A 16,368-nucleotide genomic window follows, 5' to 3' on the forward strand; every position below is an offset into this window, starting at 1 on the left:
AACGCGGATCAGATTAAAGAAGTGGTGCGGCAGAAATACGGTACTATTGCCGAACAGTCAGATGCAAGTGGCTGCTGTGGACCTACCTCCTGCTGCGGGCCCGAAATAAATGCCAATGTCCCGATTGTCATGGCGCAGGACTACCAACAACTCAACGGATATGTTTCAGGCGCGGATCTGGGCCTTGGGTGCGGCCTGCCCACGCAGTTCGCCCAAATCAAGGCGGGCGATACGGTCGTTGACCTTGGGTCTGGAGCAGGCAATGACTGCTTCGTCGCGCGGGCGGAGACCGGAGAAACCGGTCGGGTAATTGGCCTGGACATGACACCGGCTATGATTGACAGGGCCAGAAAGAACACGAAAGCGCTTGGGTTCACCAATGTCGAGTTTGTTTATGGTGATATCGAAGACATGCCGCTGCCGGAAAACCTCGCAGACGTAGTGGTAAGTAATTGTGTCATGAATCTGGTACCCGATAAGCAGAAAGCTTTTGCAGAAACGTTTCGAATACTGAAACCTGGCGGTCATTTCAGCATTTCCGACATCGTGCTGAAAGGTGATTTACCGGAAGCCTTACGACAGGATGCCGAAATGTATGTGGGTTGTGTGGCCGGAGCGATTCAAAAGGAAGCCTATCTCCAACTCGTAGAAAATTCAGGCTTTACCCATATCCGGATTCAAAAAGAACGCGAGATCGCCTTGCCGGATTCCGTGCTGCAAAGCTATTTGTCAGAAGGCGAAATCGCCGCCTACCGGCAGGAAGACAAAGGCATCTTCAGCATTACCGTATTTGCCCAAAAACCAATACCAACCGAAAACCCTGAAGCGGCCGCCAGCTGTTGCGGACCGGATTGCTGCAATTAAACAAGACAAACTAATGAAACGAATTCTGGTGCTTTGCACAGGTAACTCTGCCCGCTCCCAATTAGCTGAAGGGTATTTGCAACATTTCGCTGGCGACCGGGCCGAAGTATTCAGCGCTGGTGTTGATCCGAAGGGTGTCAATCCATTGGCTGTACAAGTCATGGCAGAAGACGGAATAGACATCAGCCATCACACCTCTGACCATGTGGACCAGTACCTAGGTCAGTTGTTTGACTATGTGATCACTGTATGTGACAATGCCCGTGAACAATGCCCTATCTTTCCTTCTCAAGCCCGACGCATTCACAAAAGCTTTACCGATCCCGGACACCAGCCAGGTATGTCTGCGCTGGAGTCCTTCCGTCAAGTGCGGGATGAGATCAGAGACTACAGTCGCCAATTCATTGCAGATCACCTAAACGCCATCGGCTCGCTCCATGCGTAAGCTCTCCTTTCTGGATCGATTCCTGACGCTGTGGATATTTCTGGCCATGCTGATCGGCGTAGGCATCGGCTACCTCTTTCCACAGTCTCAGTCGCTCATCAATCGGTTCAGTTCCGGCACGACCAATATCCCCCTGGCCATTGGACTTATTCTGATGATGTATCCGCCACTGGCCAAAGTGAAATACGCCGAGCTGCCCAAAGTTTTTGCCAATACCAAAATACTGACGTTGTCTTTGGTGCAAAACTGGATTATTGGCCCTACGCTGATGTTCGGGCTGGCGGTGATTTTTCTGCCGGATAAACCGGAATACATGACTGGCCTGATCCTGATCGGCATTGCCCGCTGCATTGCCATGGTGATCGTATGGAACGATCTCGCTGGAGGGGATCGGTTGTATGCAGCAGGGCTGGTGGCCTTCAACAGTATCTTCCAGGTACTTTTTTATTCCGTCTACGCCTGGTTGTTTATCACCGTTTTACCGCCTCACTATGGTTTAAGGGGTTACGAGGTCAACATCACCATTGGTCAGGTAGCCGACAGCGTATTCATTTATTTAGGCGTACCCTTTCTGGCAGGCTTACTGTCACGGATAATGCTGACACGGCTGTTCGGTCTGAAATGGTATGAGGAAAAATACCTTCCTGCAATCAGCCCGATCACCCTGATTGCGCTGCTGTTTACCATTGTGGTCATGTTCAGTCTGAAAGGGCAACTTATTGTCTCTATTCCGCTGGATGTTCTTCGTATCGCCATTCCCCTCACAATCTATTTTGCCATCATGTTTTTCTCGGCTTTCTATCTATCCAAACAGGCGGGGGCTGATTACAGCAAATCTACTTCTCTCGCTTTCACAGCAGCAGGCAACAATTTCGAGTTGGGGATCGCCGTAGCCATAGCCGTATTCGGGATCAATTCAGGGGCGGCCTTTGCCGCCGTCATTGGCCCGTTGATTGAGGTTCCGGTGCTTATCTTATTGGTCAATTTTGCCCTCCGGCAGCAAAGCAAATTCCCCAAACGTATAAAAAGACCCATTCCCGATAACCGATGAAAATTGCGCTCTTTGCCGATATTCATGCCAACCTGCCGGCGCTGGAAGCGGTGCTGGCTGACATCGATAGCCGCGACGTGGACGCAGTGTATTGCCTGGGGATTTGGTTGGCTACAACATATGGCAGAACGAAGTAGTGGCGACCATTCGCAAACGGGGAATTCCAACCATTGCCGGCAACTATGACTACGGCATTGGCCGGAATTCAGATGACTGCGGGTGTGCTTACCGCGACGAACAGGAGAAAGCCAACGGCAAAATCTCCATTACCTATACGAATGCCGCTGTTGGTGATAAGGAACGAACGTATTTACGGACGCTGCCAACACACATCCTCGTCAACTTAGAATTGGGCATACGATCCGGATCATCTTTGGCAGCAGCAAACGCCAGTCTCCCTCCTGCTGGTTCACGGCAGTCCGAGGCGTGTCAATGAATATTTGTTTGAGGATCGCGGACACAGAAGCCTGAGCCGGGCACTGGAAGGAGCACACGCCGACATCCTTTGTTTCGGGCATACCCACAAGCCCTTTTACAAAGTTGTTAGCTCAGAAGCCCCGGGAGAAGAACGCTATTGGCGTCACGCTGTTAATATCGGATCGGTTGGAAAGCCAAAGGATGGCGATCCCCGCGCCTGCTATACCATTCTGGCCATTGACGAAACTGCCCGGCCGGGAGCAAAGCAAGGCATCAACGTGGAGCATATCCGTGTGGCATATGATGTGGAAGCCGCTACCGTTGCTGTCGAGCAAAGTGATTTGCCGAATGTCTATGCAGACTCGCTAAGAACAGCACAGTGATCATTGGATTACGTACGCTTCCAAGCTTTTAATTCAGTGGTCACTGTCACAGAAAATATAGTGCAAATAGAGGGTTGAACAAAAATTAAATTTAACATAATTAAATTTAATTATGTTAAATTTATGCAACATTAAAAGCATAGGAATTGACTTTTTATCAGGTATGTCTGACAACTCCATGCCAAATCAACTTACTTATAACGTATATTGGAAAATTTCAATTTATTTTCGAGCGCCAATTTAATTGACGTACCCTGGTGAGAACCTCTGCTATCCGCCTGTTTCTAGTCCTTCTGACCCTGTTCCTTTCAACCGAGTACCTTTATTCTCAAACATTCCGTCGTTTTACAGAAAGCGAAGGCGCACCGACGGCATCCGTGATGGGTATCGTCCAGGATAAAACGGGATTTATGTGGTTTGCCACTTCGCTTGGGCTCTACCGGTATGACTCCCACAAATTCAGGTGCTACCTCCATGATCCGATTGATTCGCTGTCTGTCTCTTCCAACTATATCCGGAATGTCTTCTGCGACTCAGATAACAGGCTTTGGATACTAACGCAGCAAGGCCTCAGTGTCTTCGACAGTAAAACAGACAAGTTTCATAATTTTTTCCGGAAGGCTTATCCTGAAAATAACCCGCTGGGGCAACAAATCAATTGCCTGTTTGAAGATAAAGCCCGAAACCTGTGGCTGGCAACCAACAACGGTATATTTCAGGTAGTCTTCCAGAATCACCAGGTCGTATTTTCCAAAAACATTCTTACTCGTAACAACCGGGCAGAATACAATATCCGGGAATTGGCAGAAGACAGACAGGGCTTTCTCTGGGCGCCTACCTCCGAAGGGTTATTGCGAATCAGCAAGACAGGTGAAAGGCTCTCGTTATTTAAGGTGACAACGGATGAAAGCGCACTGTTTCAAAATGATTTTCTTTGCCTCTATATCGGAAAAGACGACGCTATCTGGGTGGGTGCCGAGAAGAAAGGCCTTCTTCGTTTCGACCGGAATACCCAAACGTTTACCGACATCCGTGCGGTAAATGCCAACACAAATGAACTTTCCGAAATCTACAAGATTACGGCTGACAAGTATGGAGGACTCTGGATCGCCACGTTTTCCGGTCTCGTGTATTTTAATCCGGGATCCGGAGAAGCAATCCGCTACCGGAATCAAAAGACGAATCTTCATACATTGCCAGATGACGCGCTGCTGAATGCTTATTGTGACCGGGACAATGGCTTGTGGATTGGTGCCTATAACCTGGGAATCAGCTATCTGAATCAAGACTATCAGAATATCAAGCCCTGGCGCGTTGCGACGGAATATAACCAGGAGAAAGAATACAGCAATGGCTGGATCGGGACTACAGGTCCGAAAGTCTGGGCAATACCCTATTCCGAATCGAAGATCGCTTTCCATGACGAACGGACCGGCCGCTTTTCTTACCAGTCCCTTCCTCTTCCGGCCTCTATCCGGTATGATGCATTTTTTGTCGAGAATGAAACGACGGTCTGGTGTGGAATCAACTCGCTGCTCAGTCGTGTGGATCTGCAGACCGGGTTACGGGATGATTACCCGTTTCCCCTGAAAGACGGACGACCGCTCACCGGCAAAGTCCAGTTCATTACCAAAGATCCGAAGGGGCGTCTGTGGTTGGGCGGATCCTTCGGCTTGCTTCGTTTTAATACCAGGACACAGTCTTTTCACCGGGTAGAATCCGTGAAGAAAGTCACCTATTCGTTCATTGATTCAGCGGGTAATCTCTATTTCACAGGAAATAGTACGATTTACTTTCTCCGGTCGGGCGGAACCCGGTTTGACAAGTACACCGTTCGGAATAAAAACCCGTACGTGACGCTGGGGTCAATCTGGCGTTTTGCGGAAGATCGCACCGGCCGTATCTGGATTGCAACCGAGGAAACACTGCTTGAGTTTGACCGGAAAAACCTGCAGCTTCACTCGTACACGTCAATTAAAACGTCACCGCTCGAAGCGCCAATTGATGTTCAGGCAGACGCCCGGGGCTACCTATGGATCTGCAGCGATACCAGGCTGATACGTTTTCTGCCGGATACGAAACAGGTACAGGCCTACTCCGTCCGGGACGGGTTACCCGTCGACGGATTACTCCGCCCCCGGGGCTCGGTTAAAAGCGCCGGCGGACTCCTTTATTTTATCACAAGCGAAGGTATTGTCCGCGTCGATCCCGAACGTATTCACCTGACAGAAACACCTTCGCCCCTTATCGGATCGACTGTTCGACTGCTTAACAAAGAGATTCGGGCCAACGACAGTACCGCGATTCTGGATCATCCCGTTCAGGAGGCGCAAAAGGCAGTATTTCGCCATTTTCAAAATGACTTTACAATCGATTTTGCGCTTCTGAGCTATGCCCGGTCGCATGAAAACCGGTATGCCTACAAGCTCGATGGTTTTGATACTGGGTGGCGTTATACCCGGGTGCCTTCAGCTACTTACTCCAACTTGCCGGCCGGAGACTATACACTGCTCATCCGGGCCGCAAACGGAGACGGGTATTGGAACCCGGCAACGACAAAAATTCCTGTCACCGTTCTGCCTCCCTGGTGGAAGACCAGCATTGCCTATTTTCTCTATGCCCTGTTATTCGCGCTGAGTCTGTATTTTATCATCCGGTACTTCTGGGTCAGGAGTTCGCTGGAGAAAGAAGCCCGTCTGTATCAGACCAAACTCGACTTTTTCACCAATGTCTCCCACGAAATCCGGACCCACCTTTCCCTGATTTCGGCGCCGATTGAAAAAGCATTTGATCTTTCCGAAAAGGATCAGGGAATCAAAACGTACCTGACCTTCGCAAAGAGTAATTCCCAGCGGCTGATGACCCTGGTCAATGAGCTGCTGGACTTCCGGAAGATGGAAAGTGGAAACGTATTGCTCCACGTCAGCGAACATAACCTTGTTCATTCTCTGAAGACAACACTTTCGGCGTTTGAGCTTGTTGCGGAACAGAAACACGTTACCATCTCATTCCGGTCACCGGAGGATGTCGTGATGTGCTGGTTTGATGCGCTTCAGATGCAGAAGGTTTTTTTCAACCTGATCGGGAACGCCATCAAATTCACGCCCGAAGGAGGTCATGTTTCCATTTCGGTTCGGGAAACAGACACAATCGTCTTTATTGATTTCGTCGATACCGGCAGGGGGATTGCCTCCGAACACCTGGAAAATCTCTTCCGGAACTTCTTTCAGGCTTACGATGCACAGCAACACAATACCGGATATGGAATAGGCCTAGCACTTGCCCGTGAGATTGTCCTTCAGCATGGCGGTGACCTGTCTGTAACGAGCAATACCGATCCTCGAAGTCCGCATCACGGGAGCTGCTTTACGTTGCAGCTTCCAAGGGGCAAAGCGCACCTTGATCCTTCGTTTGTCAACGAAAGCCCGGTGCTCGTCAATGAGGCGGAGCCGGTTATTCCTTCGGACACAACGATAGAAGATACAACGGCTACGGAGGGCCCGAACAAATACACCATCCTGCTCATTGAAGACAACGCAGAGCTTCGCTTTTTTTGTCGTGAAGCGCTTAGGGACAAATACAATATCCTCGAAGCCGGAACGGGTGAAGAAGGACTGGAAACAGCACGGGAATTTATTCCGGATCTCGTTGTTTCTGACGTCATGATGCCGGGAATGGACGGGCTGGAAGTATGCCGGCGCTTAAAGTCCGATCTGACAACTTCACATATTCCCGTCCTCCTTCTGACGGCAAAAACTTCCGTTCCGAGTATCGTCAAGGGACTTGAAACCGGGGCGGACGACTACATTACCAAGCCATTTCAACTGGAGGTACTCAGCCTGAAAATCGGCAACCATATTCAGATTCGGGAGAATCTCCGTAGCCGGTATGCGCTTCATGCATCCGGAGAGGTTACTGCGCAGGCAGAGTACGAGCGAGAAGATCTGTTTCTGACCGAGCTCAAAACCCTCATTAAAAACAACTTGGCAGATCAGGATTTCGGGGTCGACAAACTCGCTTTCGGCGTAGGTATGAGCGTTTCCGCGCTGTATCGAAAGTTACGGGCGCTTACAGGTATCACGGTCAATGATTTTATCAAAACGGTACGCCTGGGCAAAGCGCTTGAACTCCTGAAATCAGGGCGTTATCAGGTTAGTGAAGTCGCCACACTGGTAGGCTTCGACGATACCAAATATTTCAGCCGGGAATTCAAAAAAGTGCATGGTAAGCTACCGAGCGATATTCTCAGAAAAAATGAATAGAGGGCAACGTTGTACGTTCTTTCTATAAACGGACTTTATGCAACTTTAAAGCAGCTGATTGCCAGAATCTTAACCTTCCCTAAAGAACCCAATCAAGCTGTCGCACCAGGATCACCGGCTCGTCCTCGAATGCGAAGTGAATGCTGCTCAACGAAAGGAGCAAATGATAGGGAAAAAAATGCCAGTAAGTCTGAGGAGAAAATTAAGTAATCAGATTGGTTCGAGATAGCCAACAGTAATCAGCAGCCCTAAAGTAGACTCATCGTCGTCATTGGTATGATAGTCAGTTCCACAAAACCCGTTGACTTGTGTAAGCGTCTGTAGATAGTCTGTTCGTGAAAGATGGGCATCATTTCGAGCCTGCCGAAACAGCTCGGCGAGAACTTCTGCAGGGCTGTTCCCGTTCAATAATTTCCCGGAGGGGGTATTATACATCATTCCGTGAATGCATCCAATTATTTCATCCACCGCAGAACAGGACTTCGGAAGACTCACATTTTTTTTGATATTTATTAAACATAAGTGGAATTATGAAACAATATGCTCGTGTCTTTTAATTCTAAGAGGCACAAAACCTTGAAGGCCTCCACGACAATTTCCATTGGGAGCGGAACCTTATATTCCTCTACAATTAGCTTCCCTTCTCGAGCCATTCTTTAAATGCAGCTACTTTCAGACGGCTTACGATGGCTTTCTCTGCCAGTGGAATAACCAGCCTGACTACAACTTTCCGGTTAAAATATGGCTCAATCGACCGGATCGCGTTGCGGTTAATGAGCATTTGACGATTGATCCGGTAAAACTGACGGGGATTGCAGACGGACTCTATGTATTCCAGGTTTTTCAGCAGCGGATGCCGCTCTCCGCCAAACGTATATAATTGAACGAGTTCATGCTCAATCGTAATGGCGGCAATGTCTTTGGTATAGATAATCATGGACTTTTCCCGATGCTGGGTCAGGAAACTCTCCTGATAATTCTTCTCGCGGGCAGTTGCGGGCAAAGCGGGGTTGATGGCCTTCTGGCTGAAGCCTGCAACAAGATTTTTATACCGCGCCAGCGCAGCATGTATCTCTTCCTCCCGGAACGGCTTCAGAATATAATTGATGCCATTGTTCTGAATAGCTGACAGGGAGTAATTGTCAAAAGCTGTACAGAAAATGATTGGAATCGACACGTCTATGTACTGAAAAATCGCAAAACTGTGCCCATCGGCGAGCTGAATATCCAGAAAGATCAGGTCGATTTTGTTCTGGTGCTTGGTCAGAAAAGCAACGGCCTCTGCGATGGACTCAAGCGTAGCTGCGACCAGAAAGTCAGCATCGAGCTCGATGATTTCCTTCAGGAGTGCGGCCGTATGCTTCTCGTCTTCGACAATTAATACGTTCATCAGATCAGCTTCAGTTTTACCTCAAAATGAGTGTCTGATTCACTAATCAGCATACCCTGCTGTACATTCAACAGGGTATAGCGTTGCCTGATATTATCCAGCCCGTAGCCCGACTTAGGTGACTGAGATAGCTTTGGTATTTTCCGGTTTTGGATCACAACATAGAAATCGTCAGTCGCCGACACACTGATACTCAGCGGATTGGCGGAAGTCATCGCATTGTGTTTGAAACAGTTTTCAACAACGATCTGTAAAGAAAGTGTCGGAATGAGGAAATCCAGTAATCGTTCGTCAATCTGAAAGGATATGTCCAAATTGCCTTCGTTGCGGGTCTGAATCAGAAACAAATACGATTTAAGAACGCTTAATTCTTCTCGCAACGGGACCGTCGATGCTTCGTTGTATTTGAGCGTTTGCCGGTAGAATTCTGACAGGCTGATAATAAACTGCTCCGTCGACGGATGCTGCTTCCGAGCCATTATCCGCAACGTGTTCAGTGAATTGAATAGAAAATGCGGGTCGACTTTACTTCTCAATTGCTGAAGCAATACCCGATAGTTTTCACTTTGGATCTGTTCTTTTTCCAGTTCCAGTCGGGCGATACTGGAACTGGCCCTCAGCGCGTACTGAATAATGAGAAAAAGGAGACTGGCAAAAAAGAACTTGACCAGCAGATTCCAGCGGATGTTTTCGTGGTGAATGAACACAAAAATGGAAAAGAAGCTATACACCAGGACCATATACGCCAGAATAATCGCCGCTGTGAATCCCCATTGATACCTGCTGCTTCGGTTGGTGGCGTACTGCAGCAGGTACCACAACACATACAATACGAGCGAGGCCGAGAGCCATCGGCCGTAAAAATCCAGTCTGCCGTCGGCCAGCGCGCCTGTATTGGAAAAAAAATTAAGCCCCGGAAGAATCGCTGCCAAAGCAAACGGTAGTAGCCGGTTTATATTGAGTTTCATCGGCAAAATGGGCTCACTCGTTTTTGTTTACCACCAGATGATAGCTGACCTGCAGTCGTACTCCTCGCGCGTTGAGATCGGCGACCGGCTGGGCACGCTTTCCGACAGGAAAGGTAACGACAGACCAGTAGGTATGGTTGTCGTTTTCATACACCTGAACCTGATTTCGGAAGTCGTACCCCAATCCGGCCGAGAACTTATGCCGTTTTTTCAACATCAGGACCAGCGAGCTTAACCCGTACCATTGCGTAGCCCTGACGTACCGGCTGTCGTGACCCCGATGTGAAAGCCGATAGCTGCTTACGTTACCGGAAATTTCGTTTACCCAACTGATCGATGTATTCAGGCGATACTCCAGGCGCGGACGAATCGGTAATAGACCTGATAATTTGAGTCGGTCATTGATGTCGTAGTGAAGGGCAATAAACGGGTTTATCTGATGGCCCCAGAATTGGCGGGCATACTGGACGCCGGAGCCGCTAGTCAACCGGGGACCGTGCCGGATCGTATAACTCCCGCCAAAGGAATAACGAATATCCTCTCCACTGATGTCAGCAAAATCAGAGTACAACCCGCTCTGTGCAAAGAACTGAAGCCTGGTGGTTTCGCTGTAGTTGCGTTGCCAGAACAGATTGAGGTCAAGCCGGGTGACGGAAAAAGTTCCTTTCTCGTACAGGGCCATGGTACTTTTCCCGAACTGAAGACGCCCGCCAACCATTCGTTTTTCTGTTTTAAGGATCGGAAAATTGAGGAAGGCAGCAACACTATTCACGTGGCCTTTTGACAAATCACTCGTAATACGGCTATGCCGAAACTCCAGCCCCGCAACTTCCGGATTGGATCGCTGGGCCTGTGCCACGAATGTACTCAGGCAAGTTGCCAGGAACCAGCATATTCGGGGACGTTGGGTATGGATCAATAGCAGCATAGTTTAACCGGCAAGAATTTTCCCGTCCACCATTTCGATAACCCGGTCGCAGTTGGCCGCAAACTCATCGTCATGTGTTACGGCGACAATGGTCTGACCACTTTCTCTGGCCAACTGTCGAAAAATATCGAAGACTACTTTCGTGTTTTTGGAATCGAGATTACCCGTCGGTTCGTCGCCCATGATAATCGCCGGATCGTTGATCAGGGCGCGGGCGATGGCCACCCGCTGCTGCTGCCCACCGGAAATACGCGACGCCTTTTTGTTTTCGTGGCCTTTGATATCCAGCTTGTACAAGAGTTCCAGCGCTTTGGTCCGAATCTGTTCGGGAGACAGCTTACCCAATTTCAGCGCCGGCAGCATTACGTTATCCAGCACAGAAAACTCCGGGAGCAGGTAATGAAACTGAAATACGAAGCCGATGTGTTCGTTCCGAAACCGGGCCAGTTCGTTTTGTTTAAGCCCCGTGAGCCGGGTTCCGTTGATGTCAATCGTACCTTCATAATCCGTATCCATCGTCGAAAGCAGATAAAGAAGCGTCGACTTCCCTGATCCTGATTTTCCGACCAGAGCCAGAAACTCACCTGGTTGAACGGCAAACGAGATCTCTTTCAACACCTGAATGGTTTCAGGTTCATGAAAGTATTTGACGATGTTGTTGACAGAAAGAGCAGGTCGCATGATTAGCCTCTCAAGATTTCTACTGGATCAATTTGTGATGCTTTCCGCGCGGGCAGATAGCCCGCCACGAATGTCGTCAGAAGGCCAAACGCAAGAGCCATAACATAATCAATGGGGTTATACGCAATAGGCAATGTATTAAGCGACGCGATTTTGAAGGGAATATGATCAACCCCGACCGAGATCAGAAAGCCCAGAAACAGTCCCACCACCCCTCCCATAAATCCGATGACAACCGACTGAACCAGAAAGATTTGAACAATATCTTTCCCGTCGAATCCCATCGCTTTCAGAATAGCTATCTCCCGCATTTTTTCATTCACCGTCATGTTCATGATGTTATAGATGCCGAATCCCGCTACGATCAGAATCGTCAGGGAAACGGTTACCGCGAGAATATCACGTAGCGTATTGGCCGATTCCAGCTGTGAGTTGCCTTCCTGCCAGGCCTCCGTTTTGTAGGGAATTGACACAGCAATACGTTGGGCCTGACTACGGGCATCGTTGTAGTTCCGAAGGTTAGCGAGTACGTCGGTGGCGTAGCTCCGGTTTTTCGACAGCAGCTGACGCGCTGCCTGAATCGAGATAATGGCCCTGGACTTGTCGACACTGGAAGCCCCGGTTTCTATGAGACCAACCACTTTGTAGGCTTTGAGAATGCCATCGGCGGTACTGAGCGAGATAACGTCGCCCATCTGGGCACTGATTTTATCGGCCAGGCCGGTCCCGAGAACCACCCCGTCGTTCCGCCGTTCCAGTTCATATAAATCTCCCTCTGTCATATACTGAGCGGTATTGAACATCTGATTTTCGGATTCAACGTCAATTCCCGACAGGCTGCCGCTTACTTTGCTGACGCCATTGTGAAAGAATACGTTCTCATTGAGTTGTTCTGTTACCGCCACTACATCCGGAATTGATTCCAGCAGCTCCCGGATCGGCCCGGCATTTTTGATCCCTTCCGTATACCGGATTCGCTTGGGGTTGCTGACGAACTGAACTGTGTCCCTACCTTCCGGAACCGGCAGCAACCGTTGTGCTTCTTTGGGAAGGTCGTTGTACACCCTGATATGGGCCATCGTATTGAAAACAAGCTCTGCCTGCGCATCGTTGACTCCTCCGGTGAAGCTATTCATGAATATATACATGGAGATACCAAAGGTGACGCTCAGTACGGCGACGATCAACTGGCGTATTTTCGAGGTCAGGTGAACCCAGGCGATTTTATTGTTGACGCTCATGGCCTTACTCATTGGTGCGAAGAATAACGTCTTTTTCGGAAATGCCGGACCGGACCTCTACCCACTCTTTGCTTTTGTAACCGGAGACGATAACCCTCTGCCCGCCCGATTCAAGGGTAACGAGTTTCCCTTTGCTCAGATAAGAAGCCGGAATGACAAGTATGTTGTTCCGAACGCCTGTGACCACATTCGCCTGTACCTGAGTACCTGAAAACAACACGACGGGGGACTGAAGTAACCGCGCTTCTACCACGTACGACTGCTGGGTTTCCTCAAAGGCCGGATATATTTTCGAAAGGCGGGCCTTGAAGACCGTATCCGGATAGGTATTAAGCTGCACCACAGCCGCCTGCCCGAGTCTGATTTTACCGATGTCTTCTTCTGCGACGAACAGTTTTATCACGCTGGCTCCGCTGCCAATCCGGGCAATGACATCACCCTTTCGGACCAGCTCCCCTTCCTTTTTATAAACGGTCAGCACAACCCCCGCGCGGGCGACTCTGACCTGATAATCAGCAAGTAATGACTGCTGTGATTTCACCTTCGTCCGGCTGGTAGCCGCTTGAAGCTTCAACGAACGCTCCAGTTCCTGATGGTTTTTCTTCAGTACGTCCAGGGCACTTACCGACGCTTTGTACTGCAATTCCGCCTTTTCTGCTTCCAACTGCGAGACGGAATTACTGGCTCTCAAGGCCTTATACCGCTGCCAGTTCAAGAGGTCCTGTTCAAGCTGCGCAGTGGCCTGATCAATCTGTATGCTCAATTGGCTGAGTTGCGGAGATTGGGCCGATGCGTTGCGGGCGGCATCGGTATAAACGAGTTCCGCCTCGGTAAGCTGGTTGGCGGTGACATCACTCTTGATGTGCGCCAGCACCGCGCCCGCCGGTACCTGATCGCCCTCTTTGATCGAAAGCCGCTGCAATGTACCGTCCACACTCGCGGCTACCACATATTCGTTTTCCTGCTCCAAATGGCCGCTGGCAAATACCGCGTCTTCAACCGTTTTTCGCTGGGGCGATGTTCTTTCCTGCTGCTGACAGGAAGCCAGTACCCAAAGGCATGTAGCAAGGCTGGCATACTGATTGAAAGAGCAAATACTATTCATGCTGAAAATCGAGTTGACGGATGAGTATTTTATACCGGGAAACGCTGTAGTTGCTCAGACACTGTACGTAGTCGTTCTGGCATTTAAAGAGGTCGTTCAGCCTGTCGAGCCGCTCGTCCAGACTGATAACACCCTGTTCATATCGATTTTGAACATGTCGGTCGTTCTGTTCCTGCAGGGTCAGAATCTGCCTGGCTTTCTGCAGCTGATCCCTGCTTTGATCATACTGAAGTTGCAGCGTCTTGTCTTCCTGAGCGACCTGATTGCTGACCTGCACGAGTTGCAGTTCCTGCACTTTGATACTCAGTTCCCCCTGGTTAATTCGCTGTCGGTTGGCAAAGCCCGAAAAGATCGGTACGTTCAGCCGCAAACTCAGGTATTGTTGCGGAAGCGGGTTGGCGTTGGCAAAATGCTGAAAGCGGTCAGTCGCCCAGTTGTAATTGTATTGATACCCTGCTGAAAGGGACGGATACAGCAGTGATTTGCTTTGGGATAACTGAGAATGAGCTTGTTGAAGCAGCGACTGTTGAACCAGCACAGCAGGATGCGTATTGGCAAACGATGCGGGCGTCGAAGTTTCGACGGTCTGCGGCCACGTCTCAGCCAGGGCAATGCTGTCATTCGTATTCAACTGATTCTGAAGATCATAAGACAACTGCCTATACTGTGTCTTAATGTCGGCCAGGTTGCGTTCGGCCTGAAGCTGCTGGATTGAGGACCGGTTCCGCAGTTCCTCGCTGACAAGTCCTTTGGCATATTTTTCGGCGGTATACCCGGAGATTTCAGACGTTGTTGCCAGATTTCGGACATAAATGGTTTCGATTTCCCGACTCAACAACAATGCGTAGTAGGTACCCGCCAGCTGATTGTACATTGTATAGCGCGTCAGAGATGTCTGGACGGCGGCTAAGCCGGTTTGAACCCTCGCTGTTTGAGCAGCAAACCATTTCTGAAAATTCAGAATGTCCCATTGGACCTGAATGCCATACGTATAGATGAACTGCTTGCCAAACGTGAGCTCGAGATAGCTGTTTTCGGGCGCCGCCGGATTCGTAAGCCTGGCGGGAACCAATGTCGGTTGCAGCGTTATATTATCGGTGAACGCGCCGGCGCCGCTGATGTTGGGCAGCAGAAAGGCTTTCGATTGCTTCTCTGCCGAACGGCTGATCTGTTCCTGAAGCCGGGATGTTTGAAGTGGCAGCGCATGCTGATCGGCATACCGCAGTACCTCCTGAAAGGAACCGAACTGTTTTTGGCCAGCGGCTATCCTCGGCCCTATCAGCCACAGCAATGCCAGCAAGAGTTTGCCTGTAAATGATCTATCCGGTCGCATGGCTCACAATTTGGTCCAGGTTTGTGACTTCGAGAGAAGGCCCACAGAACCCGTGATTTCCAGCGTCTGACCATTGGTGAGGCGGGCCGAGCATTTGGCGGACTTGCCTTTCCGGATCAGAAACAACGTGCCGTTCCGGAACGATTTGCCATCCTTAGTAGTCAGCCCCGCGATTTGCTTTCGACCAATCAGCGATTTATCGTCGGCTTCACGGATCAGGGCGTCGTAGGTATCACCATTTGTGAAAAATTCAATTACCCGGCTTTTGTCTTCATTGATCCATCTACCCACGAGCGGGTTACCCGATTGGGTCAACATCTGTAGGCTCAGGAGAATGGCTACCAGAATGGAAGCTTGCATGATACGATTGGTTTCGTTGGATGCAAACATGGCCAACACTGCTTCCGGCAAATAAGAATTTCCAGGTGAACTGAACACATTGACCGGCCAATTGAACAACTCCGGCAGCCAAATGATCGAGCGGAATCTTCGAAGCAGGAAAGGGCGCGTCGACTTAGGCCGGAAAAAAGAGCCCTATTTGCATGGGTTGGAAAAAGACCGATATTCTGAAACTCTTCTTCCGAACAGGCAGTTCCAGCTATCAGTTACTTATTGACAATCAGCTTGCTGTTGGACTTCTGCCCCTCTTCTGTTTCCCCGCTTAAGCATAAATGAAAAGATGCCGAGATTAAATAACTCCGAGGATTTAGAAACTCTTAGTGGTCTTAACTCCAATCAGCGTGGGAGGTAATAGTATCCCAGTCCCTAGCCTAACAGATTTCAGGAATGACCAATGAGACCTTTTTCGACTGTGTTTTTTCATTTTGAAATCAACGATTGTAGTCGTCACTGACCTTTGCAAGCTATCCATCCGCCTGCTACTTTGTGTTCTCTTTCCAAACGTTAGATTCTCTCCTGTCGGGGGGATTGCTACTGCCGGTACTCAGGTCAGCATTTTCTATCCAAAAGGGATCACTACTGCCCGGCCAACGGTCTTTTTTTCGCATCCGTACGGCGGAGATAAAAAGGAATACAATCGTGGACTTTACGATTTTATCGCCCGAAAAGGATATGTCGTGGTATTCGTGCCATATCGCACCATCGACATCAGCATCGATCACCGCTATCAGACACTTTGGGAAGGATTTTTGAAAGCCGCCGCTGATTATCCCCGGATTATTGACACCCGAAAGGTTGGTTTCATGGGGCATTCGTTTGGTGGCGGAGCCAGTATTGACCTGGCTTTTAAAGCGTTTACAGAAAAGGGATGGGGGCAGGACGGACGTTTCCTTTTTACGAT

General features: G+C 49.5%; 15 protein-coding genes. 7 read left to right on the top strand and 8 right to left on the bottom strand.

The annotated features are described in order from the left end of the window. The 6 genes from BLR09_RS24965 to BLR09_RS24985 all read left to right on the top strand — a co-directional run. A partial coding sequence (locus tag BLR09_RS24965; RefSeq protein ID WP_143011220.1) for an arsenite methyltransferase occupies window positions 1-864 on the top strand: 864 nt, incomplete at its 5' end. A gap of 13 nt (window positions 865-877) precedes the next feature. Next, entirely contained in the window at window positions 878-1,309 is a 432-nt protein-coding gene (locus tag BLR09_RS24970) for an arsenate reductase ArsC (RefSeq protein ID WP_093209244.1), read from the top strand. Beyond that, window positions 1,302-2,360: an ACR3 family arsenite efflux transporter gene (gene arsB, locus BLR09_RS24975; protein ID WP_093209246.1), complete on the top strand. Its 1,059-nt coding sequence runs from the start codon at window positions 1,302-1,304 to the stop codon at window positions 2,358-2,360. Before BLR09_RS24970 ends, arsB begins: the two co-directional genes overlap by 8 nt. Then, window positions 2,357-2,497, top strand: coding sequence for a metallophosphoesterase family protein (locus tag BLR09_RS25920; RefSeq protein ID WP_317039264.1), 141 nt, complete (start codon window positions 2,357-2,359; stop codon window positions 2,495-2,497). The genes arsB and BLR09_RS25920 overlap by 4 nt, the downstream gene beginning before the upstream one ends. 267 nt (window positions 2,498-2,764) lie before the next feature. Continuing rightward, entirely contained in the window at window positions 2,765-3,160 is a 396-nt protein-coding gene (locus BLR09_RS25925) for a metallophosphoesterase family protein (RefSeq protein WP_317039265.1), read from the top strand. Window positions 3,161-3,417: 257 nt separating this feature from the next. Beyond that, a complete protein-coding gene (locus BLR09_RS24985; RefSeq protein ID WP_143011221.1) occupies window positions 3,418-7,422 on the top strand; it encodes a hybrid sensor histidine kinase/response regulator transcription factor in 4,005 nt (1,334 codons plus the stop codon). A gap of 631 nt (window positions 7,423-8,053) precedes the next feature. Here BLR09_RS24985 and BLR09_RS24990 read toward each other — a convergent pair. From BLR09_RS24990 to BLR09_RS25025, 8 genes are read right to left on the bottom strand one after another with little or no spacing between them, the layout of a single operon-like run. After that, complete coding sequence (locus BLR09_RS24990; protein ID WP_093209251.1) at window positions 8,054-8,812, bottom strand: LytR/AlgR family response regulator transcription factor; 759 nt, start codon at window positions 8,810-8,812, stop codon at window positions 8,054-8,056. Next, window positions 8,812-9,780 carry a sensor histidine kinase gene (locus BLR09_RS24995; protein ID WP_093209254.1) on the bottom strand — a complete coding sequence of 323 codons (969 nt, stop codon included), beginning with the start codon at window positions 9,778-9,780 and terminating at the stop codon, window positions 8,812-8,814. The genes BLR09_RS24990 and BLR09_RS24995 overlap by 1 nt, the downstream gene beginning before the upstream one ends. Before the next feature lie 13 nt (window positions 9,781-9,793). Next, window positions 9,794-10,708, bottom strand: a complete 915-nt coding sequence (locus tag BLR09_RS25000; RefSeq protein WP_143011222.1) for a DUF6268 family outer membrane beta-barrel protein — start codon at window positions 10,706-10,708, stop codon at window positions 9,794-9,796. A 3-nt stretch (window positions 10,709-10,711) separates the two neighbouring features. After that, the gene (locus tag BLR09_RS25005; RefSeq protein WP_093209259.1) at window positions 10,712-11,389 is read right to left on the bottom strand and encodes an ABC transporter ATP-binding protein; all 678 of its coding nucleotides are present in this window, start codon (window positions 11,387-11,389) and stop codon (window positions 10,712-10,714) included. A gap of 2 nt (window positions 11,390-11,391) precedes the next feature. Continuing rightward, the gene (locus tag BLR09_RS25010) at window positions 11,392-12,642 is read right to left on the bottom strand and encodes an ABC transporter permease (protein ID WP_245690018.1); all 1,251 of its coding nucleotides are present in this window, start codon (window positions 12,640-12,642) and stop codon (window positions 11,392-11,394) included. Continuing rightward, the gene (locus tag BLR09_RS25015; RefSeq protein WP_093209262.1) at window positions 12,635-13,735 is read right to left on the bottom strand and encodes an efflux RND transporter periplasmic adaptor subunit; all 1,101 of its coding nucleotides are present in this window, start codon (window positions 13,733-13,735) and stop codon (window positions 12,635-12,637) included. Before BLR09_RS25015 ends, BLR09_RS25010 begins: the two co-directional genes overlap by 8 nt. Further along, entirely contained in the window at window positions 13,728-15,068 is a 1,341-nt protein-coding gene (locus BLR09_RS25020) for a TolC family protein (RefSeq protein WP_093209264.1), read from the bottom strand. Before BLR09_RS25020 ends, BLR09_RS25015 begins: the two co-directional genes overlap by 8 nt. Window positions 15,069-15,071: 3 nt before the next feature. Beyond that, complete coding sequence (locus BLR09_RS25025) at window positions 15,072-15,428, bottom strand: DUF2147 domain-containing protein (protein ID WP_176785670.1); 357 nt, start codon at window positions 15,426-15,428, stop codon at window positions 15,072-15,074. Between the two features lie 464 nt (window positions 15,429-15,892). On the opposite strand from BLR09_RS25025, the gene BLR09_RS25030 reads away from it, so the two are divergent. Further along, the coding region (locus BLR09_RS25030) for an alpha/beta hydrolase family protein (protein ID WP_394331422.1) at window positions 15,893-16,368 on the top strand (476 nt) is incomplete at its 3' end.

Origin of the sequence: Siphonobacter aquaeclarae, from assembly GCF_900103285.1 — a bacterium.
GTDB lineage: Bacteria > Bacteroidota > Bacteroidia > Cytophagales > Spirosomataceae > Siphonobacter > Siphonobacter aquaeclarae.